Annotated in this window: 23 protein-coding genes; 11 read left to right on the forward strand and 12 right to left on the reverse strand. The window is 53.5% G+C overall.

Annotated features, from left to right (window positions below; all coding sequences use genetic code 11):
- Nucleotides 1–26: 26 nt before the first annotated feature.
- Nucleotides 27–1112 carry an ATP-binding protein gene (locus ACPXV9_RS07760; RefSeq protein ID WP_423895879.1) on the reverse strand — a complete coding sequence of 362 codons (1086 nt, stop codon included), beginning with the start codon at nt 1110–1112 and terminating at the stop codon, nt 27–29.
- Nucleotides 1109–3367, reverse strand: a complete 2259-nt coding sequence (locus ACPXV9_RS07765; protein WP_423895880.1) for an ATPase, T2SS/T4P/T4SS family — start codon at nt 3365–3367, stop codon at nt 1109–1111. The genes ACPXV9_RS07760 and ACPXV9_RS07765 overlap by 4 nt, the downstream gene beginning before the upstream one ends.
- Before the next feature lie 221 nt (nt 3368–3588).
- Here ACPXV9_RS07765 and ACPXV9_RS07770 point away from each other — a divergent pair, with 221 nt between their 5' ends.
- Entirely contained in the window at nt 3589–4401 is an 813-nt protein-coding gene (locus ACPXV9_RS07770) for a DUF547 domain-containing protein (RefSeq protein WP_423895881.1), read from the forward strand.
- 15 nt (nt 4402–4416) lie between these two features.
- Here the strand turns inward: ACPXV9_RS07770 and ACPXV9_RS07775 are convergent, their stop codons facing one another.
- The 3 genes from ACPXV9_RS07775 to ACPXV9_RS07785 form a co-directional block, all read right to left on the reverse strand.
- A complete protein-coding gene (locus tag ACPXV9_RS07775) occupies nt 4417–5190 on the reverse strand; it encodes a glucose 1-dehydrogenase (RefSeq protein WP_423895882.1) in 774 nt (257 codons plus the stop codon).
- Nucleotides 5191–5243: 53 nt separating this feature from the next.
- Entirely contained in the window at nt 5244–6032 is a 789-nt protein-coding gene (locus ACPXV9_RS07780; protein WP_423895883.1) for an SDR family NAD(P)-dependent oxidoreductase, read from the reverse strand.
- Nucleotides 6033–6107: 75 nt separating this feature from the next.
- Nucleotides 6108–7610, reverse strand: a complete 1503-nt coding sequence (locus tag ACPXV9_RS07785) for a flavin-containing monooxygenase (protein WP_423895884.1) — start codon at nt 7608–7610, stop codon at nt 6108–6110.
- Nucleotides 7611–7743: 133 nt separating this feature from the next.
- Here ACPXV9_RS07785 and ACPXV9_RS07790 point away from each other — a divergent pair, with 133 nt between their 5' ends.
- Complete coding sequence (locus ACPXV9_RS07790) at nt 7744–8751, forward strand: AraC family transcriptional regulator ligand-binding domain-containing protein (protein ID WP_423895885.1); 1008 nt, start codon at nt 7744–7746, stop codon at nt 8749–8751.
- 26 nt (nt 8752–8777) lie between these two features.
- Here ACPXV9_RS07790 and ACPXV9_RS07795 read toward each other — a convergent pair whose 3' ends face one another.
- The 3 genes from ACPXV9_RS07795 to ACPXV9_RS07805 form a co-directional block, all read right to left on the reverse strand.
- The gene (locus ACPXV9_RS07795) at nt 8778–9557 is read right to left on the reverse strand and encodes a DUF1269 domain-containing protein (RefSeq protein ID WP_423895886.1); all 780 of its coding nucleotides are present in this window, start codon (nt 9555–9557) and stop codon (nt 8778–8780) included.
- A gap of 125 nt (nt 9558–9682) precedes the next feature.
- Complete coding sequence (locus ACPXV9_RS07800; RefSeq protein ID WP_423895887.1) at nt 9683–10078, reverse strand: hypothetical protein; 396 nt, start codon at nt 10076–10078, stop codon at nt 9683–9685.
- A gap of 19 nt (nt 10079–10097) precedes the next feature.
- On the reverse strand, nt 10098–10394 hold the full coding sequence (locus ACPXV9_RS07805) for a hypothetical protein (RefSeq protein ID WP_423895888.1): 297 nt from the start codon (nt 10392–10394) through the stop codon (nt 10098–10100).
- Between the two features lie 129 nt (nt 10395–10523).
- Here ACPXV9_RS07805 and msrA point away from each other — a divergent pair, with 129 nt between their 5' ends.
- From msrA to ACPXV9_RS07820, 3 genes are all read left to right on the forward strand, one after another.
- Entirely contained in the window at nt 10524–11156 is a 633-nt protein-coding gene (msrA, locus tag ACPXV9_RS07810) for a peptide-methionine (S)-S-oxide reductase MsrA (protein WP_423895889.1), read from the forward strand.
- 77 nt (nt 11157–11233) lie between these two features.
- Entirely contained in the window at nt 11234–11683 is a 450-nt protein-coding gene (locus ACPXV9_RS07815; RefSeq protein WP_423895890.1) for a methyltransferase family protein, read from the forward strand.
- Between the two features lie 66 nt (nt 11684–11749).
- Nucleotides 11750–12199, forward strand: a complete 450-nt coding sequence (locus tag ACPXV9_RS07820) for a methyltransferase family protein (protein WP_423895891.1) — start codon at nt 11750–11752, stop codon at nt 12197–12199.
- On the opposite strand, the gene ACPXV9_RS07825 is transcribed toward ACPXV9_RS07820, so the two are convergent.
- From ACPXV9_RS07825 to ACPXV9_RS07840, 4 genes are read right to left on the reverse strand one after another with little or no spacing between them, the layout of a single operon-like run.
- A complete protein-coding gene (locus tag ACPXV9_RS07825) occupies nt 12196–12987 on the reverse strand; it encodes a hydroxypyruvate isomerase family protein (protein ID WP_423895892.1) in 792 nt (263 codons plus the stop codon). The two genes, ACPXV9_RS07820 and ACPXV9_RS07825, sit on opposite strands and share 4 nt — an antisense overlap.
- A 22-nt stretch (nt 12988–13009) precedes the next feature.
- Nucleotides 13010–13888: an NAD(P)-dependent oxidoreductase gene (locus tag ACPXV9_RS07830; protein WP_423895893.1), complete on the reverse strand. Its 879-nt coding sequence runs from the start codon at nt 13886–13888 to the stop codon at nt 13010–13012.
- 47 nt (nt 13889–13935) lie between these two features.
- The gene (locus ACPXV9_RS07835; RefSeq protein ID WP_423895894.1) at nt 13936–14235 is read right to left on the reverse strand and encodes an EscU/YscU/HrcU family type III secretion system export apparatus switch protein; all 300 of its coding nucleotides are present in this window, start codon (nt 14233–14235) and stop codon (nt 13936–13938) included.
- A gap of 13 nt (nt 14236–14248) precedes the next feature.
- Nucleotides 14249–15874: a flagellar hook-length control protein FliK gene (locus ACPXV9_RS07840; protein WP_423895895.1), complete on the reverse strand. Its 1626-nt coding sequence runs from the start codon at nt 15872–15874 to the stop codon at nt 14249–14251.
- Nucleotides 15875–16057: 183 nt separating this feature from the next.
- Between ACPXV9_RS07840 and ccmA the strand changes: the two genes are divergently transcribed.
- From ccmA to ACPXV9_RS07870, 6 genes are read left to right on the forward strand one after another with little or no spacing between them, the layout of a single operon-like run.
- Entirely contained in the window at nt 16058–16699 is a 642-nt protein-coding gene (gene ccmA / locus ACPXV9_RS07845; protein WP_423895896.1) for a cytochrome c biogenesis heme-transporting ATPase CcmA, read from the forward strand.
- Nucleotides 16692–17432 carry a heme exporter protein CcmB gene (ccmB, locus tag ACPXV9_RS07850; RefSeq protein ID WP_423895897.1) on the forward strand — a complete coding sequence of 247 codons (741 nt, stop codon included), beginning with the start codon at nt 16692–16694 and terminating at the stop codon, nt 17430–17432. Before ccmA ends, ccmB begins: the two co-directional genes overlap by 8 nt.
- 19 nt (nt 17433–17451) lie before the next feature.
- Nucleotides 17452–18198 carry a heme ABC transporter permease gene (locus ACPXV9_RS07855; protein ID WP_423895898.1) on the forward strand — a complete coding sequence of 249 codons (747 nt, stop codon included), beginning with the start codon at nt 17452–17454 and terminating at the stop codon, nt 18196–18198.
- 2 nt (nt 18199–18200) lie between these two features.
- Complete coding sequence (ccmD, locus tag ACPXV9_RS07860; RefSeq protein ID WP_423895899.1) at nt 18201–18425, forward strand: heme exporter protein CcmD; 225 nt, start codon at nt 18201–18203, stop codon at nt 18423–18425.
- 34 nt (nt 18426–18459) lie between these two features.
- Nucleotides 18460–18942: a cytochrome c maturation protein CcmE gene (gene ccmE / locus ACPXV9_RS07865; RefSeq protein WP_423895900.1), complete on the forward strand. Its 483-nt coding sequence runs from the start codon at nt 18460–18462 to the stop codon at nt 18940–18942.
- Complete coding sequence (locus ACPXV9_RS07870) at nt 18932–20905, forward strand: heme lyase CcmF/NrfE family subunit (RefSeq protein WP_423895901.1); 1974 nt, start codon at nt 18932–18934, stop codon at nt 20903–20905. The genes ccmE and ACPXV9_RS07870 overlap by 11 nt, the downstream gene beginning before the upstream one ends.
- Nucleotides 20906–20912: the final 7 nt, after the last annotated feature.

Consider the following 20912-nt stretch of genomic DNA (forward strand, 5'->3'; position numbering starts at 1 on the left):
CAAACCGCGCAGATCGGCTTGCGGATTTACAGCAGTTTTATGCCCTGATAAACCGCTTGCCAGTGGGGGCCAGGCTTGGCGGCTACTTCGGTCTCAAAGTAGTGTTTCATGCGTCGGCGATCCACTTCATTGTCTTTCAATGCCGCACCGATCAGAAAGTGCACCAGATCATCGGCGCGCATTTCACCGTCGCGATAGTAATAGGCGTGAACCCCCATCGCGTGGGCCACAGCGACGGCTTCGGCGGTGGACATAACGGTGGAGGCCAGTCGATCGGTGCTGCGACCGCTGAGCGAACAGCCGTTGCGCAATTCATGAAAAATGGTCGCCAGCACCTCAATGATGCGGATATCCGGTTCTACCGCTACGCCCGATTGCTGTAACAGTTTGTGGGCTTCGCGGTAGATCACCCCGATTTCATCTTCCACCTTGGTGATTGGCCGAATGGTTTCAAAATTCAGACGCCTTTTCAGGGCGGCACTCATGACATTGACACCTTCGTCGAGACTGTTGGAGGTGGCGACAATATTGAAACCTTCGCGGGCATAGATTATGCCGTCGTCTCCGTGAAGTTCTGGAATCAGAATCATCCGTTCGGACAGAATGGACAGGATGGCGTCCTGCAGCGCGGGGGTACAGCGCGCAATCTCCTCAAATCGCACCAACTTGCCCTGCTGCATACCCTGATAAATGGGGCCCGGGCAGAGTGCCTGTCGCGAGGGGCCCTGGGTTTTTAATAGGTGGCTGTTCCAGCTGTAGAGCAGTTGGTTCACCTGCTCAATCGCACCGCCTTGAATCGTCAGGGTTGACTGGTTAGAAATGGCGGCACAGAGCAATTCCGACAGCCAGGATTTGGCCGTCCCAGGCTCGCCCACCAGCATTGCCCCGCGATTGGTTGCCAGTCCAATCACTATCCGGCTGACCACGTCACGGGGAGCAACAAACTTGCGTTCGATACGAAGCTTGCTGTCACCCAGAATAAATTTCTCTACCGCCAGTGGCGACAGTTGCCAGCCCGGTGGGCGGTGGTGGTTGTCCCACTCACGCAGGCGCTGTAATTCTTCGCTGTAGATCTGCTCGGCCGAGGGGCGTTGTGGTTTGTTTTGCATCATTTTACCTGTCTCCCGAAGTGGCCGCGTTGCTCTGGTGCCATGCGCTCGGCTGGCAGAATTCTAGGCAGTTCGGACAGGGGTATTACCCCCTGAATCACATGATCCAGAGCGCTGTCGCGCATGGTTAACAAACCGGAATCCAGAGCCGTTTCCCGCAACTCCAGAATGGGTTGTTGTTGTGAAATGGCGTTGCGGATATCGGTGTTGACCTGCATGTATTCAACCACACCGATCCGCCCCTTGGTGCCCCGTTGATCGCAGTGGTTACAGCCCATACCCTCGAAACATTTGAAGTTGTCCGGAACTCCCAGAGGGAAGAGTTCAGCGATAATGGCGGGGTCCGGTTCGACCTGCTGTCGGCACTGGGGGCAGATACGTTTGGCCAGACGTTGCGCTATGACTGCCAGCAATTCGCTGGCAATGGAGTTGGGATGAACGTGCAGGTCATACAGGCGCTGCAGTGCATCGGTCGCGTCGTTGCAATGCAAGGTGGACAGCACCACATGACCGGTTTGAGAGGCACGCAGGGCTTCCTCGGCGGTTTCGTGATCGCGAATCTCGCCGACCAGAATCACATCGGGATCCTGTCGCACAAATGAGCGCATGGCGTCGGAAAAATGGAAGTCGATTTCCGGTCGTATCTGCGTTTGCTGAATGTTGTTAATGGAGTATTCCACCGGGTCTTCGGCCGTGATGACCTTGCGGCGGCCATCATTGGCCAGTAATTGCAGACCGGCGTAGAGGGTGGTGGATTTTCCCGAACCGGTTGGACCTACCACCAGAATCAGACCGGCGGGATTGTCCAGCAAGCGCTGGTAACTTTTGGCGATGCGTGGCGACAGCCCCAGTTCTTCAATGCCGATCAGTTGTTCGTTCTGTGGTAGCAGACGAATCACCACATCTTCGCCGTGCAGTGAGGGTTGCACCTGTACCCGCAGATCGTAGCTGACATGGCCCACCTGCATGTGGGAGCGGCCACCCTGAGGCAGGCGTTTTTCGGCAATATTCAATTCGGCCCGAATCTTGATGACATTGACCAGTCCGCGAGCTTCCTGTGGCGATAGCTGATAATGGCTGATATCGCGCAGTTCACCATCAATGCGGAAGCGAATGCGAACCCGCTGATTGTATTGTTCCAGATGGATGTCACTGGCTCTTTCACTGACGGCATCCAGTAACAGGGCGTCGAGCAGGGCAATCAGGTGGGCTTCCACTTCGGATTTCTGTTTGTTGAGCAGATCCTGCTCGCTGTTTTTCTGTTCCTGCTTAAAGCTTTTGAGTTGTTTTAATTCTCCCTGCAGGCAGATCTCCAGCATTGACCAAAGACGGCGAAAATCGGTTGGTGTGACCAGTACCTTGTTGATTTTCAGGTTGGAGTAGAGCGGTTGCAGGTTGGTGGTGTCGGCTTCCGGGTCGAAGGTGGCCACCAGCATGGTTTTGTCGGTTTTGCTCAGTGGAATCAGATGCAGGGTGTCGAGAAAACTGCGGGAAAAGCTGCCAAAAAATCCGGGGTCGGCCACCGGGATCAGGTCTTCAAGATCTTTGAAGGCCATCTCCGATTGCGTTGCCAGAGCACGGTAGAGATCAATTTCTTCGATATCCACCAGTTTGCGCAGGACTTCGATCAGTGGTTTGTTTTCCTTGCGTGCACGCTGTCTGGCTTGTTGCAGCAGGGTTTCGTTGAGCACCCCCAGATCAAGCATAATCGCGCCGGTGTCGAAATTCTGCTCCAGTGGTCCAAGCTCAGTGCGCCGGGTATTACCGCTGGCACCGGTTTGGTATTCGACCAGAATCGGTGTCAGATATTCATCTTCTTCAACGGCAATCAGCCGCCCTTTGGCGCTCAGTTGCGACAACAGCAGCTGACGTTCGGTGACCTTGGGCGATGCCACCAGAATGATCTCGAAGGGACCCTTGTCGGCGGCACCCTGACTGCCATCGCCGTGCAGTAAGCAGATGTTTTCCAGTTTCAGTTTGGCAAAGCGTTTCTGTGCGGCATCTGCCAGAATCTGGCTCTGCTCTATGGTGATGATCTGGTCGACCATGCGACTGATCAGGGCTGTGAGGTAACCGGCACCGGTGCCTATCTGCAGTACCCGGTCGGAGGGTTTCAGATGCAGGGAATTGAGAATCTGTTCAACCCGATTCTGGGGCGGAATACTGTGACCCTGAACCCGGGTGTGCTGGTTGAGCTCGACAAAATGCTGTCGGGAAATGCTTTGCAGCGCCTGTTGGACAGTCATTTTCGCTGCCATAATGTCATCCTGATCTATGCTTTTCCCAATAATAGAATGGCTGCACCGGGACTTGTAGAGAGTTGAAACAAGCGACAACCGATTGTCTTTAAAAATAGGGCTGCAGTTGCTACAGATCAAATGCTGCCTCAGATCAAATGCTGCCACAGAACAAATACTGCTAAAAATCAAATATCATCGGGTTGTCCGTCTTACCAGAGATCATCACAGGAGAGGTACCAATGCGAGGGAGAATAGTCGGTTTACTGGGTTGGTGTGTTGTTTGTCTGCTCTGCAGTCAGGTAGCCGTGGCCGATTTTGATCACCGAGTGTGGCACGAAATAGTAAACCGGCATGTGGTGGTACTGGATGACGGCAGGGCTTCGCAGGTCGATTATCAGGCGATAGCCAAAGAGCGTCCGCTATTAAGACGCTATCTCAAGCAGTTGGAACAGGTTGCGGTGCCAGAATTTGACCAGTGGGACAGGCCCGTGCAGCTGGCTTTTCTGATCAATGCCTACAATGCCTGGACGGTAGAGCTGATTCTCAGTCGCTACCCGCATCTGGATTCCATCAAGGATATCGGCAGTTGGTTCAGTTCCCCCTGGCGCCGCGAGTTTATCCCTCTGTTGGGGCAGCGCCGCTCGCTGGACGATATTGAACACGGCCTGATTCGTGGTTCGGATCGTTACAACGAACCCCGTATTCACTTTGCCGTGAATTGTGCCAGCATTGGCTGCCCGGCGTTATTGGCGGAAGCCTTTGAGGGCCACAAACTGGATCAGCAGCTGGAGCAGGCCACTCAGAATTTTTTGAAGGACGCCAGCCGCAATCGCTTTCGCGACGGTGAGCTGCAGGTCTCCAAAATTTTTGACTGGTACCAACAGGACTTTGCCGAGGGCTGGCGGGGCAGTCAGAGTCTGGCCGAATTTCTGGCACTGTATGGTGATGCGCTGGGATTGTCTGAAGTTCAGCGCCAGGCGCTGGTCAGTGGGGATATCAACATAGAGTTTCTGGATTACGATTGGGGCCTGAACGATGTCAGGCCCCGCTAGCCGCTTAGGTGAAACTTATCGGGCGGTATAACCGCCATCCATAATCAGCTCGGCTCCCGTCATGTAACGGGACTCGTCGGATGCCAGAAACAGGCAGCCGTTGGCGATGTCGACCGGTTGACCCATGCTGCCCATGGGGATGCTGTTAAGAATCCGTTCCTCGGCGGCGGTAGCGGTGGCGGCGTCCATATCGGCGAAGGCATTGGCCACCAGAGGGGTTTCAATAAAGCCCGGATGGACCGAATTAACGCGAATGCTGAGGCCACTGGTGGCGCAGTGCAGCGCGGCGGATTTGGTGAACAATCGCACCGCGCCCTTACTCGCGTTGTAGGCCGCGGCGATGGGTTCACCGATGATGCCCTCAATGGATGAAATATTGATGATGGAGCCGGGCTCGCGGTCTTTCATTACCTTGATGGCCTCGCGGGTCCCCATAAACACGGCGTCGGAGTTGACCAGGTTGGTCTTTTGCCAATCGGACAGGCTGCATTCTTCGACGTTGCCCGGGATTACAATGCCGGCGTTGTTGATCAGAATGTTGAGCTTGCCGTGATCTGCGATGACGGTTTCCAGTATCGCCTGCCACTGACTTTCGCTGGTGACATCCTGTTGCAGGGCGATGGCCTTGCCACCCTCGGCCTTGACGCTCTCTGCAACACGGCTGGCGCCCTCAAAGTTGATGTCGGTGGCTATAACGGTGGCCCCTTCGGCTGCAAAGCGGTGACAGATGGCCTCGCCAATGCCGGAACCGGCACCGGTGATCAGGGCTACTTTATTTTCTAATCGCATGATGGTTTCTCTCAGATTGTTTGTTGTGTTGTTGTGTTGTTTGTTTTGATTATCTAAGCGCAGGTGCCACCGTCGACGACAAATTCGGCACCGGTGCAATAGCTGCTGGCATCGGAGGCAAGAAACCGCACCACGTTGGCAACCTCATCCACCCGACCCTCACGACCCAATGGCGTGAGCTCCTTAACTTTTTGCTGAGCCTCTTCGATACTGGCGGCCATGCCGCAATCCACGAAATCCTGATAGACCTTTTCTCCCATGGCGGTGGCAATCACGCCCGGGTGCACCGAGTTCACGCGAATGCCTGTGCCCATGCGGGCAAATTCGACGGCGGTGTGTTTGGTGTAGAGACGCACCGCACCTTTGGAGGCACCGTAAGCGGAGTGCCCGGGAATGCCCATCATGCCCGCGGCTGAGGAAATATTAATGATGGAGCTGCCCGGTTGCATGACCTTGGCTGCAGCCCGGGTACCGAGAAAGATGGAGTCGACATTGATCTCCTGCACCCGGCGTACCTCTTCCAAGCAATTGTTGATGCACAGGCCGCCAACATAAATACCGGCGTTATTGACCAATATGTCGAGGCGCCCGAATTGGTTGATGCACTCATCAATAATCTCTGACCAGCGATCTTCATCGATGACATTCTGTGGGGCCTGAGCTACCTGATAGTCTTTGGCTTTCAGTTCACCAGTGGTTTGAGCCAGGGTGGCGGTGTCCATATCGGTCAGCAGCACCCGAGCACCTCCGGCGCAAAGCAATTCGGCGCAGGCGCGGCCGATCCCGGTGGCGGCTCCGGTGACCAGTGCCACCTTGTTTTCAACGTTTGCAAAGTTATCCATGGGTCTCTCTTATTATTGATGGTTTACAGTCTTTGGCCTGTCTTAGCCCTTGTCCTGTGTTAGCCCTTGTCCTGTTCAGGCCGCACTAATGGCAGGCTCTGGTTTAACGCGGTGCTGTTGCAGGTCGGCATAGTCCGGCGTTTTCATATCGGTGATCCATTGCTCCCAACTGTAGGGCCAGGAGGCCGCATCGCCATCGGCATCCAGATACCAGCTGTTACAACCGGTTACCCAGACAGTATTGGGCATGCCTTTCTTGATATAGGCCATAAACGCTTTTACGGCTTCCTCAGTAGGCTCAACCGCATCGAATTGCTGGTGACGCCAGTCTTCAATCAATTGCATGGCATAGTCGGCCTGAGTTTCACTCATACTGATCACCGAGTTATTGCCAATCGGGGTATTGGGTCCCAGCATCAGGAAAAAGTTGGGAAAACCCGGTAGCAGGATGGATTTGTAGGACACGGCTTTGTTTTGCCAAACCTGATTGATATCCAGACCGTCCCTGCCGATCAGATTCATGGGGCGCATAAAGGCAAAGGGATCAAATCCGGTAGAAAGTACCAGGATATCCAGTTCATGGAGCTTGCCGTCTTTGGTTTGAATACCCTTGGCGGTGATTTGATCGATAGACTCCGTCACCAAATGGGCGTTGTCTTTCTGAATGGCCGGGTAGAAGTCGTTGTTGATGATCAGGCGTTTGCAACCCACCTGATACTCTGGTGTGAGCTTTTGCCGCAATGTCTTGTCTTTGATGCTGCGCTTGAGATTCCACTTGGCCAATCGGGAAATCATGGCTTGCTGGGCTTTACTGCCGGTGACCAGTTTACTGAACAGCTCCCGGAAACCCTTGCTGTAAAATTTATGCAACAACGGCGCAAGCATGGGATTGTTTCTGACTCGCTGTTTATCCTTGTCGCTGTAATCTTTTTGCGGGAAGGGGATGATCCACTGCGGCGTGCGTTGAAACACCGATACTTCTGTACCCTCGGTGTTGATCAGGCGCGGGATCACTTGCGTGGCAGTGGACCCGGTACCAATGATGCCGATGCGTTTGCCTTTGAGTTCCACCGAGTGATCCCATTGGGCTGTGTGGAACATGTCGCCCTTAAAGCTGTTGATCCCCTTTATGTCCGGAAATGCCGGTTTGTGTAAGATGCCGGTGCAGTTGAACACAAAGTCGACAGTCAGCATTTGCCCCTTGCTGGTTTGCAGATGCCAACAGCCGTTATCGTAAACAGATTCGGTGACTTCTTCGTTGTAATTGATGGTATTGGTGATGCCGTATTTGTCCGATACCCGTTGAAAGTAATCGAAGATTTCATGGCCGTAGGCAAAGCGGTTGCTCCACTCGGGGTTGGGTTCAAACGAGTAGGTGTACATATGAGCCGGCACATCACAGGCAACGCCGGGGTAGGTGTTTTCACGCCAGGTACCCCCAATCTTGTCTTTCTTTTCGAAAATGGTTACTTGCCGGATACCGGCTTCCTGCAGCTTGATGGCCATCAGGATTCCAGTCATGCCGGCACCGATGATGGCAACTCTGGGGTTTCGCTTTATTTGTGTTTCGTTCGTCATCAGTCGCATCCGCTTATTGGGTTTTATTTGTTGTCATTGTTGAAGCCTGTGACCATTTTGTCGGCATAGGGACTGGCCCATAAGGTCATATAATGACAAAATAAGGTCATATATTGCCTTTTGAGGGTGGTTTATGAATATTGGTCAGCCGCTGATTCCGGTTATCTATGCCCGGGTGATAAGCCGGGCTGCTGGTCGAGATGCCTCTGAAGTTAAGGCTGTATTGCGTGGGACCGGTATTGATGATTCAAGTGACGGTCGTCAAAGCCTGGGAATGAATGGTGAGCAATACCGGCGGTTGTTGAAAAATGCCTTCGAGGTTTCAGGAGACCCTGCGATTGCTCTGCGAGCGGGCATGAATTTACCCATTACCACCCATGGTGATCTGGGTATTGCCTCGATAACTGCTCCGACATTGAGGGCGTCGCTTGAGGTGTTTGCCAATTTTGTCAAAGTCAGAAACCCTCACGGCGGGTTGAGCATGCGCGACCGCGGCGATTACCTGGAGCTGATCGTTGAGATGGATGACACCTTGCAGGATCAAAGGGATATGGCCATTGATCTGGTATGTGCCGCATTTACCTCGGGCAGCATGAAAAGTCTGCGTTCGGTCGTGAGTAACATTACATTGAAAATGGATCGCCAAAAGCCCGATAACAGCCAGCTCTACGTGAGCCTGCTGAGTTGCCCAATTGAGTGGGACAGTGATGTTACGGCATTTGTTATTCCCAAAAGGGATCTGGATAAAACCCTGCCAGACTCCAACCCCGAGGCTTTCTCCGCGGCTCTGGAACGATTGCAAAAACTGTATTTCCTGTTGCAGAAGACCGGAAGTTGTAAAGACTCGGTGGTGGCTGTATTTACCCAGCAAGCCGGTCGCATCTGTACCATGACCACGGTAACCGATGCGTTGCATTTTTCACCGAGAACCCTCAATCGCCGTTTAAAACAGGAGGGCACCAGCTTTCAGGAGGTGCTGGATGACTGGCTGAAACAACAGGCTCTCAACTACCTGCAGCAAGGGGGGTTGACCATCGAGGCAACGGCGGCATTGATGGGGTATGGTGATGAGGCCAATTTCAGGCGGGCGTTCAAGCGCTGGTTTGGTAAACCGGTGACAAGCTACCTGAGTGGCCTGTAACACAGGCCGGACTCAGGTGAATGGGCTTAGCTGTTAAGCAGATTTTTCAGTTTTGCCATTCGGATTTCAGCTTCGGCTTCAAGCTTGGCTTTGCGCTTTTCGAGTTTCTTGCGTTTGCTGTCCTTGGCTTCGCTGATTTGTGTTTCCAGTGCGGCCACACGGGCATCGGTGTCGGCTTTCAAATCGTCGTATTTTTGTTGGGCGGCATCGCGCGTGGCTTGCATTTTCTTGTTCAGGGTATCTTTGCGCTGGTTGATGGCCTGTTTGGCGGAATCAGAGGCGGAAGCCATTTCATCTTCCAGTGCTTCCAGTTCGGCTACCGTTGCCTCCATCTCACGGTTGAGTTGATCTTCGGCAACTTCCGAGCGCAGCCGGCGAAACAGGGTCGCTCCCTGCTCGGCCAGACGAGTGTCGACGGGTACCGTCCAGGACTCATCAATATCAGCAACGATGGCGACTTTACCCGGTGACAAAGCGCCGGAAACCTCATCGATGAACTCAACATCGATACCTGCTTCGCGAAGATCAACCAGCATGCCCGTGAGAGTGCCAATGGAGGCGCCCACCAGAACACCCGCAGGGCCAGCCAGCAGTCCGATCAGTGAGCCTGTCAACAAGCCGGTGGCGGTGGCGGCGCCATTTTCCGAGGTCGCCTGTTTGATGTTGACGCTCTCGTCATTGGATTTTTCGATCACTGCCGTTGCGTAGAGGGTAATATCACCATCGCGATGCAGGGCTTTAAGGCTGGTTAAACCGGCAAAACTGTCGGTTTCATTGTCAAATACGGCGACGAGCATTTTATTCATTGGGGTGACTCCTGAAGTCAGTATCAGTGGGTTAGTAACGGCCGTTAAATTAGCAACGCGCCAAATCTGGGTATGTGGCTTTTCAGAAAGTGAATGTGTTCACAAAGAATGTGTTGTTTGGGTTATCAATGATGATGGTTGGCTTGCAGTTGGCCCTGCCAGTTTTCATTTTCCAGTCGATAACGGTAGTTCAGATCAAAATCCAGCTGCTCAGCCTTAAGCCATTCGATCATGGCGTTGATAACGGCTACCGGGGGCACGTCTTCACTCTCAAACTCAATGGTCAGGGTTTGATCGTTGCCGTTGCCCTGTTTGTCCCGGTTGATCCAGTTGGTCCAGATGGTTTCCAGTTCGAGTCGGGTTACTTCATCGGTGATATTGCCGACGAATGCCTTGAAGCTGAACAACTGGGGGCTGAACCCCCAGTCGTCGTAATCACAGTTTTCAAACCCTTTTGCCAGTAACCGGTCTGCAGTAACCGGGGGCACCTTTAATTCCAGTGAGTTAAAACAGACGTTCATGGGTTACCTCTTTAGCCGGTCAGTGTTTGACGGCATTCCGGGATTCAATCCGGGCAATCCAGTTAGGCGGCAAGTTGGCCAGAATGTCCTGCTGGAAGTCACCTTTGATCCCATCCATTTGACTGAACGTATCCTGTTCATCAACTTCAAAGTAGATGGTACTGCTTTCCGGTGGATAGACTTTCAGGGTGGGGGTGGCAACGATGGCGTTATTGGCTTGATAGAGCTCCTTGAATTTGAGGTAGGCTTCTTCATAGGAAGCACCATTCAGGGTCAGCTCACACTCGGTGGTAAAGCGGAAAGTTAAGCTGGGCATTGTCTTAGTCTCTTTTTCGTGTCTTACTTTTCAGTCTAGACCCTCCTCTGGCGTTTGTTACAGTTTTATGCGGTTTTGTTGAACGATCTGAGTGTCGTTTGTCGATAAGATTTGGATAGAGACTTTACTATGGGATTTTTTGAAAAAAGTCTGACTATGCCTGCACCTGAAGAGGCATTGAGTGGTAGGCACGAACCCATGCGGGTGATTAATCGGCACGGGGTGTTGGGTAACCCGATCTTGCCGCCTTTTCCCGAACACTTGCAGCAGGCGATATTTGGCATGGGCTGCTTTTGGGGGGCTGAACGGCGCTTCTGGCAATTGCCCGGTGTTTACACCACTGCGGTTGGCTACAGTGGCGGTTTTACCCCCAACCCAAGTTACGAAGAAGTGTGCTCGGGGCGCACCGCTCACAATGAGGTGGTGCTGGTGGTGTTCGATCCCTCGGAGATCAGCTACGAGGCGTTACTCAAGGTTTTCTGGGAATCACATAATCCGACTCAGGGTATGCGTCAGGGTAATGACCGGGGTGCTCAGTACCGATCCGGGATCTATACCGCATCACAACAGCAGCAACAGTTGGCCGAGCAAACCCAGGAGGTCTACCAAAACCTGTTGAATCAACAGGGGTTGCCTGCCATTACCACTGAGATCGTCCCGGCTCAGGCGTTTTACTACGCCGAGGATTACCACCAGCAGTATCTGCATAAGAACCCATCGGGCTACTGTGGACTGGGCGGTACCGGTGTCTGTTTTTCCTAATCGCTGATCGGTGTTGACCTTGCAGTAGCTGAAAGGTTTAGGATCGGGCCGATAACAACAATATTTTTGGGGATGGTATGAATCGTTTGGAAAACAGAATTCCACCACCGCTGGTGGCGGTATTGTTTATGTTGCTCAGCTGGCTGTGGGACTCTGATGGCACAGAGAGTGTCACAATGCAGGGGGCAGTTGCCGCGGTGGTGATCGTGGCCGTATTGATTGCCAGAGCGTCAATTACCGGTTTTATTCGGGCCAAGACCACCGTTAACCCGCTTAAGCCGGAATCCGCTTCGACTCTGGTTACCACGGGTATCTTCGGTTACTCACGCAACCCCATGTACGTGGCCCTGGCGCTGCTGGTGTTTGCCTTCAGTCTCTACTTTACCGGCTATTGGAGCCTTCTGTTTACAGTGGCCTATGTGCTGTACATCACCCGGTTTCAGATCTCGCCGGAAGAGCGGGCCATGGAGAAACTGTTCGGCGAAGAGTTTGTTGACTACAAGGGCCGGGTTCGCCGCTGGTTATGAACCGCTGCCTCAACTCATTGAATAAGATCCATTGCGGTCAGAAGCGTTAAGGAAAAGGAGTACATCATGGCTTTTCTGGAAAACCGAATCCCGCCGTTGATGGTAGCGATTATCACCATGCTACTGGCCTGGCTGGTCGACCCAAAAGGGGCTGATGATGTGGTGGTACAGACGGCTGCCAGTGTCTTGGTGATTGTGGCGATGGTGTTGGCACGGATATCGATTATGGGGTTTGTCAGAGCGGATACCACAGTCAACCCCCTGAGTCCCGAAAGTACTACCGAACTGGTTTGCGATGGCATTTTTGCCTACTCGCGCAACCCCATGTATCTGGCTATGGCCTTGCTGGTGTTTGCGTTCTGTCTCTACTTTACCGGTTTCTGGAGCCTGTTGTTTACCGCCGGTTTTATGTTCTATATCCAGCGTTTTCAGATCGTCCCGGAAGAGAGGGCGCTGGAGCAATTGTTCGGGGAAGACTATAGAGACTATCGCCGTCGGGTGCGACGCTGGTGCTAGAAATCCAGTGCTTTTCTCCAGCCAAGGCCGTCGGCGGTTTTGCCTGAAGGTTTGTATTCAGCCCCGACCCAGTGCCGGTAACCTTTGTCTCTGAGGAGCTGCAACAGAGGCTGCAGGTTCAGATTGCCGCTTCCCGGCTCATGGCGGTCCGGGGTATCGGCAAACTGGATATGACCTATCTGTGGCAGATGAGAGCCCAGCTGTTGCGTCAGATCTTCTCCCATGCGTGCCATATGGTAGAGATCGTATTGCATGGCCACATTGGTGTGGTTCAGATCACTCAGTACCTGCTGCATGCTGGCAAATGAGTGAATCAAAAAGTGTGGCATATCAAAGGTGTTAATGGCTTCAAAGGTGGCCTGAACCCCGATCGATTGCAACTGGTCGGCAGCGTAATCCAGGTTATGCAAAAACTGATCGTAGTAGCGTTCGGTCTCTGTATCCTGATAACAGCGGCCGGCCAGCACATTGACTTTTTCAACCCCAAGAGGCTCGGCGTAACTGAGGCATTGCTCCACCGCCCGCTTGAATGCGTCCCGGCATTTGGGGTTGGCAGCGAGGCCTTCACCACCGTTCATCAAATCACCGGCGGGGACGTTGATCAGCGGCAGTTGCAAGCCGGTTTCCCGTTTCACTTCAATCAGCTCGCTTAGGCTGGTGTCATAGGGAAACTGGATTTCAACGGCCTGGAAGCCGTTGTCGAGAGCGGCTCGAAACCGGTCACAGAGGCTGTATTCCCCAAACAGCAGGGAGATATTGGCACAGAGCTTCAATGGGGCATCTTTCATGGTGGCGGTCGGTTTTGTTGGCTTACTTGCGGTAGTGTTTGATCAGATTGGCCGGATCCTGATCGGCCAGTCCGGCTTCGGCCTGCTGTTGCATCAACTGTTTGGCCATGGCTGCCATGGGGGTGGCCCCCTGAGCCTGTGAGGCGAGTTCCTCTGCCAGAGTGAGGTCCTTGAGAAGGGTCTTGATGTGCCATTTAACTTCGTCGAAATCATTGTTGACCATGCGGCTGCCGGTTAACTGCAACGGGATAGTATCGGCAAAACCACCTTTGAGTGCGGCTGGAATTTTGCTGGCATCGACGCCGCTTTTTTCGGCCAACGCCAGAACCTCGGCCATGACCATGACGTTGCAGCTGACCAGCATCTGGTTGCAGACTTTGGTTGCCTGACCACTGCCACTGGGGCCCATGTGGGTGATGCGTTGAGATACCGCGTTGAGGGCCGGTGTCACCAACTTCAGAGATTGGTCATCGCCACCGGCCATAATCACCAGCGTGCCGTTCTCCGCACCGGCAACGCCGCCGGATACCGGGCAGTCCAGCCAGTGACACCGGTGATGTTGCTGAATCCGGTAGGCGAATTTCTGTGTGGCATCTGGTGCGATGCTGGAAAAATCCACAATGATTTGTCCGGGCTTCAGATTGTGGCACAGGCCATGATCACCGAAGATGACATCTTCCACGGCCTGAGTGTCAGACACACACATCATGATGATGTCGCTCGATTCAGCCAGTTGTTGCAGTGAATTACAGGCGATGGCGCCGGCGTGAGTCAGGGGCTGCGTCTTGTCGGGATTGCGGTTCCAGACACTGACCTGAAAACCGGCTTTCAATAAACGCAGACTCATGGGGGCACCCATCAGGCCCATGCCGATAAAACCGATGCGGGAAGTGGTTGGCATGATCTTGTCTCTGTGCTCAAAAGCGCCGGATTATAACCAAAAGCGGGTTAAAACGCTGGCTCAAAACCTTCCGGGACCTTGCCTTGCAATTGGTAGGCAAACGCAATGATGTGGGCGATGGCAATATAGAGGGCTTCGGGAATCTCATCGCCGAGTTCCAGAGTCACCAGCAAATCCACCAGCTGGGCGTTGTCACACAGGGGGATTTCATGGGCTCTCGCCACCGCCATAATGGCCTCGGCCTCTTCACCAATGCCCTTGGCGGTCACCGTCGGAGCGTTTTCGCCGTCGTAGAACAAAGCGACAGCTTTACGCAATTGATCCTCTGACAGGTTGTTTAAATCCACTTTCGATTGCCCCTCAGGTTTTGATGTCCACCAGGGCATAGCCCAGACGGTTAGACTGTTGTGGCGGTTTGCCGGGAAAGCAATCCAGTGATTTAACTTCCACGCCGTCTTTGTTCAGGCGCTGTTTAAGCAGATTCAATTGTTGCTCGGCTTTCTTCTGGGTGACCGGGTTCTCTGCCCAAAGGCTGGCGTTGACGGCATTCTGGACTATGGTCAGGTGCGCGTGAAAGTAACCGGCCTCGGGGAGCTCAAAACAGAGTTTGACAAACCATTGGCGTACTTTTTTGTCGTTACGTTCTTCCGAGTTGGCTTGTTCAGGCTCGTCCTCGTTGATCTGACGCCACTCTTCATCGATCTGAAGGGACAGGGCATGTACTTCCTGGCCATAGCGGATGGGCAACTCCAAATGCCAGTGTTGTAGCTGGCCGGTCTGCAGTTCTGAACCTTGAGCCAGTTGTTGATTAAGGGTTTGCAACTGCCGGTACTGGATCTTGTTGAGTGATTGTTGCACCAGTTGTTGCAACTGTTGGATCAGGGCCTCACGGGGGATTTCCTGCTTAACCTGAGCCAGCTGCGGAGTTCCGGCGAGCAGGGTCTTCAGTATTGTCAGCAGAGTGTTCTGCGGCTGACTGGTCTGCGCTTTATGGGTGGATGAGGTCGTTACTTCTTCACCGGCCACCGTTGCAGTCTGAAGACGATTCAGTAGGGCCAGCAGGGCACCTTTGACATCCTGCTGGGCAACAGGGGACAAGGGGCGGGGTTGCAGCGGTGATGCCGGTGCTGATTTCATCAACAGTTGCTCGGGTTTTATTGGCGTGTTGGTCTGAAATAGTCTGTTTTCAGCGGATTTGGCCGCCGCAGGTAAGTTTGCCTGATGCCTGACCCGAGCCTCTAATTGCACGCCGCTGTCTCGCAGTGCCTGCTTTAATTGCGCGGGTTTGGTCAGCTGCTCGGGTGTTCGGATTTGGTTGGCGGCGTTTTTCAGGGCTTCCTGTAAATCCTTGGCAATCAGAGGTTGCATCGAATAATTACCGAGCTTCTGGGTCAACTGATTGAGCAGTTGAATGGCCTGTAAGGCAGTTGGAAGCTCGGTTAGTTGCCGAGCGGGTACTGTCTGCAGATTGCTCTGTTGCACCGGGTTGGCCCTTAGGGCCTGTTGTACCGTGGTCTGTTGCGGCGTTGGTTGTGTACCGGTTGTTGTCTTGGCGGCCGTGCTGCCGGGCAGCACTTCCAGTTGATTGGCGGATTTTAACAGCAGTTGCACGGGCTGATTCTTCACCAATGGCAGATCGCTGTAGGTCAGTAATTTTTGGTTTTGTACCACAACCTGCAGCAACTGCAGTTTGGGCGATTGCAGTAGGGCCATTTGTCTGGCATTGCCGGTTTGGGTTTCCGGTTGTTGAGACAAGTAGCCTCTGGCCGGATTGCCGGTTTGCGGGTCAGATCGTCTGGCGACATAGGCGTCGAGCAGGGTTTGTCGGGTCTGGGGTGTGACTCTGGAGATGTCCGTGACGGTCCCGCTCACCACTTCACCCACACGAATGTTGAGTACCCGGGCAATGCTTTCGATGGTCTGCTTTTGCTGAGTCTGGAGGGACTTAATTGCATTTCCCATCAGGGAGGTGGGATCAATCGTCATAAACCATAAAATACCGATTAAATTTACTGCAGGAGGCGCTATAATCTGCGCTCTTTTTTGATCTGTGGCCATAAGATGGCGGCAGATACAGCTATTATAGCGGCCGCTGGGGCGGAATATTGTGCAGAAATGTTTTTCTGCATGCGTTTAGCACAATACGAATGGATTGAGGCAGGAACCCTTTTGAGTCAACCACTGTTGGAATTGCAAAATCTGGCTTGTGAGCGCGACGAGCGCGTATTGTTCAGTGGCCTCAATCTGGCGGTCAATGCCGGTGATATTCTCCAGGTAGAGGGCCCCAATGGCTCCGGTAAAACCACACTGCTGAGAACCCTGACGGGCATTTCGCCTGATTACAGTGGTGAGATCCTGTGGCAGGGGCAACCCTTGTCCCGGGTCAAGGTTGAGTACTGCAATCAATTACTCTATGTCGGTCATTTACCCGGTATAAAAAAGGCGCTGTCCCCGAGGGAAAATCTCGGTTGGTATGCGGGCATGAATAATGGCCATCAACGGGCAACGGTGGAACAGGCTCTGGAAGAGGTGGGTCTGTTCGGTTATGAAGACACTCCCTGTTATCATCTGTCGGCCGGGCAAATGAGGCGTGTGGCACTGGCCCGTCTGTTTTTTACCCCCGCGCGACTGTGGATATTGGATGAGCCTTTTACCGCCATTGATGTTCAGGGGGTGGAAAATCTGCAAAAGCTGATGCTGGAGCACGCAGCCGGAGGTGGTGCGGTGATCCTGACGACCCATCAACCCATGAGTATTGAGGGGGTTCGCCGAGTGAACCTGCTCGATTGTCGGGAGGTGGCAGATGTCTGAGTCTTTTGAGAATTCCGCCAGTGATCAGATAAACCGCAGCGAAGCCACGCCCGTACCAGAGGTGGGGCTGGGGTTTGTGGCAACCTTCAAGCGGGATTTTGTGGTGGCATTTCGTCATCGCGGTGAAATGGCCAATCCCCTGATGTTCTTTTTGATGGTGATTACCATGGTGCCGCTGGGTATCAGTCCGGAGCCGGTGGTATTGGCGTCACTGGCACCGGGTATGATCTGGGTGGTGGCCTTGTTGGCAACTTTATTATCCCTCGATGGTCTGTTTCGCGGGGATTATGAAGACGGCTCTCTGGAGCAGATGCTGATAACACCACAGCCCTTGTATTTTCAGGTGCTGGCAAAAATCTGTGTGCACTGGATGGTTACCGGATTGCCGTTGACCATTATGGCGCCCTTGCTGGGTGTGATGCTGCATCTGCCCGCTGAAGGATTTGTTCCCCTGTGCCTGTCACTATTGCTCGGTACCGTATCCCTGAGTTTGATCGGTGCCATTGGTGCTGCCCTGACGGTGGCGCTGAGAAAGGGGGGCTTGCTGTTGTCATTGATCACCATGCCGTTGTATGTGCCGGTGTTGATCTTCGGTACCAGCGCGGTCAGCAGTGCCATTGATGGCTTTCCCTTCGCTGGGCAGCTGGCGGTGTTGGGGGCGTTTCAGGCAATGGCTCTGATTCTTGCGCCTCTGGCGGTTGTGGGTGCTTTGCGCATCAGTATTAACGGTTAACGATTGAAAGGATAACTGAGTGGATTGGACATGGTTTCACCGGCTGGGCTCGCCCAAGTGGTTCTACGAGAAAACAAATGCCTGGATACCCTGGTTGGCAGTGATCAGCATTTCGCTGCTGCTGATTGGCACCGTATGGGGATTGGCGTTTGCGCCGGCGGATTTTAAACAGGGCAACAGTTACCGGATCATCTATCTGCATGTACCGGCCTCTTTTCTGGCTCTGGCGGGCTATTACATCATGGCCATCAGTGGCGCCATCGGCCTGATCTGGAAGATGAAACTGGCCGATATGGTCATGAAGTCAGCTGCGCCAATCGGTTCGGTGCTGACGTTTCTGGCATTGGTGACCGGTGCCATTTGGGGCAAACCGACCTGGGGTACTTGGTGGGTTTGGGATGCGCGGATCACTTCGATGCTGGTTTTGTTCTTCCTGTATCTGGGTGTGATTGCTCTGCAGGAAGCCTATCAGCATCAGGATACTGCCAATAAGGCCAGTGCGGTTCTGTCTCTGGTGGGCACTGTGAATATTCCCATTATCTACAAGTCCGTTGACTGGTGGTATACCTTGCACCAGCCCGCGACCTTGAAACTGACTTCCGAATCTACGATCCACTGGTCAATGCTGTACCCACTGTTGATCATGATTGCCGGCTTTTACTGCTTCTACGCTCTGGTGTTGTTGCAGCGCACCCGAACCGAAATACTGAGCCGGGAAAAGAAAACCAAGTGGGTAAAAGCACTGGCAGAAGAGAAGGGTAGCTGACCATGGAATTAGTGTTTCAATTTGAAAATCTGTCTGACTTTCTGACCATGTCGGGCCACGGCCCCTACGTCTGGGCCTGTTATATCATTGGTGCTCTGTGTCTGATTTATCTGGCGGTGAGCCCCTTGCGGTCACGCAAAGTGCTGCTGCGGGAAATCAGAAGGCTCCAGCGTATTGAAGCCCATGAAAAAAAGCAGCGCGAGCAAATGGCTGCCAGCACCAATTGAATTACCGTGAATTAACCTGTTATTGAGAGATTTTATGCACCCGGTTAGAAAGCAACGTCTGATTATGGTTCTGTTTATTGTGGTGTTTGCCAGTGTTGCCGTTGGTCTGATGGCATTTGCCCTGCGCGAAAATATCAATCTGTTTTATCCGCCCAGTGCCATTGCCCATGGTCAGGCACCGATCGATAAACGCATCAGAGCCGGCGGTTGCGTATTACCCGGTAAGGTGGTGCGCTCCAAAGACAGTCTCGATGTCAGCTTTTTAATCACTGACGGCGCCTCCAATGTAGAGGTGCGCTATACCGGCATTCTGCCGGATCTGTTTGCCGAAGGCGAAGCCGTTGTAGTCAATGGGCAGGTCACTGGTGATGGCGTGTTTATGGCTACCGAAGTACTGGCCAAGCACGATGAAACCTATACTCCGCCGGAGGTTGCCGAAGCGATGCAGCAAGCCGGCGGCGAACATCAGGCCAGTTGTGATGGCGTAGGCTATGAGGGGGCCGGTTATGATTCCTGAGTTGGGACATTTTTCCCTGATCCTGGCGTTTGGTCTGGCCATCGCCCTGTCGATTATCCCTCTGTGGGGCAGTTACCGGGGTAACCTGGTGTGGATGAACAGTGCGCGCAGTTTGTCGGCGGGCTTTTTTGTGTTCTTGTGTCTGTCGTTTGCCTGTCTCTGTTATGCCTTTCTCACCGATGATTTTTCGGTGAAATATGTGGCGGGGCACTCCAACAGTCTGTTGCCGGTTGAATACAAATTCAGTGCGGTATGGGGTGGGCATGAAGGTTCACTGCTATTGTGGGTGCTGATTCTGGCAGGCTGGACCTTTGCCGTGGCGTTGTTCAGCGGTGGCATGCCGCTGGAAATGGTGTCGCGGGTGCTGGCTGTGATGGGCATGATTGCTGTTGGTTTTACCTCGTTTGTGCTGCTGACATCCAACCCTTTTGACCGTACTTTCCCGAATGTCCCTGCCGACGGGGGCGATCTCAACCCGCTGCTGCAGGATCCGGGTCTGATTATTCATCCGCCGATGCTCTATATGGGCTATGTCGGTTTCTCCGTGGTGTTTGCCTTTGCCATTGCCGCGTTGCTGTGTGGTCGACTGGATACGGCCTGGGCGCGCTGGTCTCGCCCCTGGACTACTGTGGCCTGGGGCTTTCTGACCCTGGGCATTGCCCTGGGTAGCTGGTGGGCCTACTACGAACTGGGCTGGGGTGGCTGGTGGTTCTGGGATCCGGTAGAAAATGCGTCCTTTTTGCCCTGGTTGGTGGGTACGGCTCTGATTCATTCACTGGCAGTCACGGAAAAGCGCGGTGTGTTTAAAAGCTGGACTCTGTTGCTGGCCATCTTTGCATTTTCCCTGAGTTTATTGGGCACATTTTTGGTTCGTTCCGGCGTGCTGACATCGGTGCATGCGTTTGCGGCCGATCCGGAGCGGGGTGTATTTATTCTGGGATTTTTGGCGGTGGTTGTGGGTGGTTCGCTGACTCTCTATGCCCTTAAAGCGCCGGATGTCAAAAGTACCGTTCGCTTTGAGTGGTTATCCCGTGAAGCTTTCCTGCTGGGCAACAACGTGGTGCTGGTGGTGTCGATGGGAACCATTTTGTTGGGCACCTTGTATCCGCTGATTGCCGACGCGCTCGACTGGGGAAAAATTTCAGTGGGCCCTCCGTATTTCAACTTCTTTTTTGTGCCCCTGATGGCCATCCTGAGTGTGATGCTGGGGGTTGGTGCTTTCCTCAACTGGAAGCGGATGTCCCGTAATATTGTCATCAAATGGTTGCGGTTGCCTCTGATACTGGCGTTGATGACTGGCAGCTTATTACCCATGTTGATGTCAGAGAACTATTCGATTGCTGCGGCAATTACCATTGCTTTGGGTGCCTGGATTACCTTTACTTCAATTGCGGATGTGCTCTACAAGGTCCGCAATGCTGAGTCCGTGTGGCAGGGCATGCAGCGCCTGAAAATCAGTTTCTATGGCATGATCATCGCTCACATGGGTGTCGCCTTTACGGTGATGGGTGTGGGCCTGAACACGGTTTACAGTGACCAGCGCGATTTGCGCATGACGCCGGGGCAAACCCTGGCTCAGGGTGGGTATGAATACCGCTTTGAAGGTACCCAGAAAGTGCGCGGTCCTAATTATGTGTCGGATCAGGGCACAATTGTGATTCTTCAGGACAAACAACTGGTTGCCACTCTGTACCCCGAAAAGCGTCGCTATCTCTCCGGTGGCAATGTTATGACTGAGGCGGGGATCGATGCCGGTTTCTTCCGCGATCTGTATGTGGCTCTCGGAGAACCTCTTGATGACGGCGCCTGGGCTGTGCGTGTGCACACCAAACCATTTGTTCGCTGGATCTGGTTGGGTTCCATCTTTATGGCACTGGGTGGACTCATGGCCATTCTGGATAAGCGCTATCGTGCGGTAAAACTGCGTCAGAAGAACTCTGCGGCTGTCACGGCCGCAGCTTAATCAGGTA

The sequence above is a fragment of the Candidatus Pelagadaptatus aseana genome, from assembly GCF_040362265.1.
GTDB classification, from domain to species: Bacteria; Pseudomonadota; Gammaproteobacteria; order Pseudomonadales; family Cellvibrionaceae; genus Pelagadaptatus; species Pelagadaptatus aseana.

Coding starts and splice junctions, on each gene's coding strand:
- ACPXV9_RS07760 (WP_423895879.1), bottom strand. CDS start 1,112: ATGATGCAAAACAAACCACAACGCCCCTCGGCCGAGCAGATCTACAGC.
- ACPXV9_RS07765 (WP_423895880.1), bottom strand. CDS start 3,367: ATGGCAGCGAAAATGACTGTCCAACAGGCGCTGCAAAGCATTTCCCGA.
- ACPXV9_RS07770 (WP_423895881.1), top strand. CDS start 3,589: ATGCGAGGGAGAATAGTCGGTTTACTGGGTTGGTGTGTTGTTTGTCTG.
- ACPXV9_RS07775 (WP_423895882.1), bottom strand. CDS start 5,190: ATGCGATTAGAAAATAAAGTAGCCCTGATCACCGGTGCCGGTTCCGGC.
- ACPXV9_RS07780 (WP_423895883.1), bottom strand. CDS start 6,032: ATGGATAACTTTGCAAACGTTGAAAACAAGGTGGCACTGGTCACCGGA.
- ACPXV9_RS07785 (WP_423895884.1), bottom strand. CDS start 7,610: ATGACGAACGAAACACAAATAAAGCGAAACCCCAGAGTTGCCATCATC.
- ACPXV9_RS07790 (WP_423895885.1), top strand. CDS start 7,744: ATGAATATTGGTCAGCCGCTGATTCCGGTTATCTATGCCCGGGTGATA.
- ACPXV9_RS07795 (WP_423895886.1), bottom strand. CDS start 9,557: ATGAATAAAATGCTCGTCGCCGTATTTGACAATGAAACCGACAGTTTT.
- ACPXV9_RS07800 (WP_423895887.1), bottom strand. CDS start 10,078: ATGAACGTCTGTTTTAACTCACTGGAATTAAAGGTGCCCCCGGTTACT.
- ACPXV9_RS07805 (WP_423895888.1), bottom strand. CDS start 10,394: ATGCCCAGCTTAACTTTCCGCTTTACCACCGAGTGTGAGCTGACCCTG.
- msrA (WP_423895889.1), top strand. CDS start 10,524: ATGGGATTTTTTGAAAAAAGTCTGACTATGCCTGCACCTGAAGAGGCA.
- ACPXV9_RS07815 (WP_423895890.1), top strand. CDS start 11,234: ATGAATCGTTTGGAAAACAGAATTCCACCACCGCTGGTGGCGGTATTG.
- ACPXV9_RS07820 (WP_423895891.1), top strand. CDS start 11,750: ATGGCTTTTCTGGAAAACCGAATCCCGCCGTTGATGGTAGCGATTATC.
- ACPXV9_RS07825 (WP_423895892.1), bottom strand. CDS start 12,987: ATGAAAGATGCCCCATTGAAGCTCTGTGCCAATATCTCCCTGCTGTTT.
- ACPXV9_RS07830 (WP_423895893.1), bottom strand. CDS start 13,888: ATGCCAACCACTTCCCGCATCGGTTTTATCGGCATGGGCCTGATGGGT.
- ACPXV9_RS07840 (WP_423895895.1), bottom strand. CDS start 15,874: ATGACGATTGATCCCACCTCCCTGATGGGAAATGCAATTAAGTCCCTC.
- ccmB (WP_423895897.1), top strand. CDS start 16,692: ATGTCTGAGTCTTTTGAGAATTCCGCCAGTGATCAGATAAACCGCAGC.
- ccmD (WP_423895899.1), top strand. CDS start 18,201: ATGGAATTAGTGTTTCAATTTGAAAATCTGTCTGACTTTCTGACCATG.
- ccmE (WP_423895900.1), top strand. CDS start 18,460: ATGCACCCGGTTAGAAAGCAACGTCTGATTATGGTTCTGTTTATTGTG.
- ACPXV9_RS07870 (WP_423895901.1), top strand. CDS start 18,932: ATGATTCCTGAGTTGGGACATTTTTCCCTGATCCTGGCGTTTGGTCTG.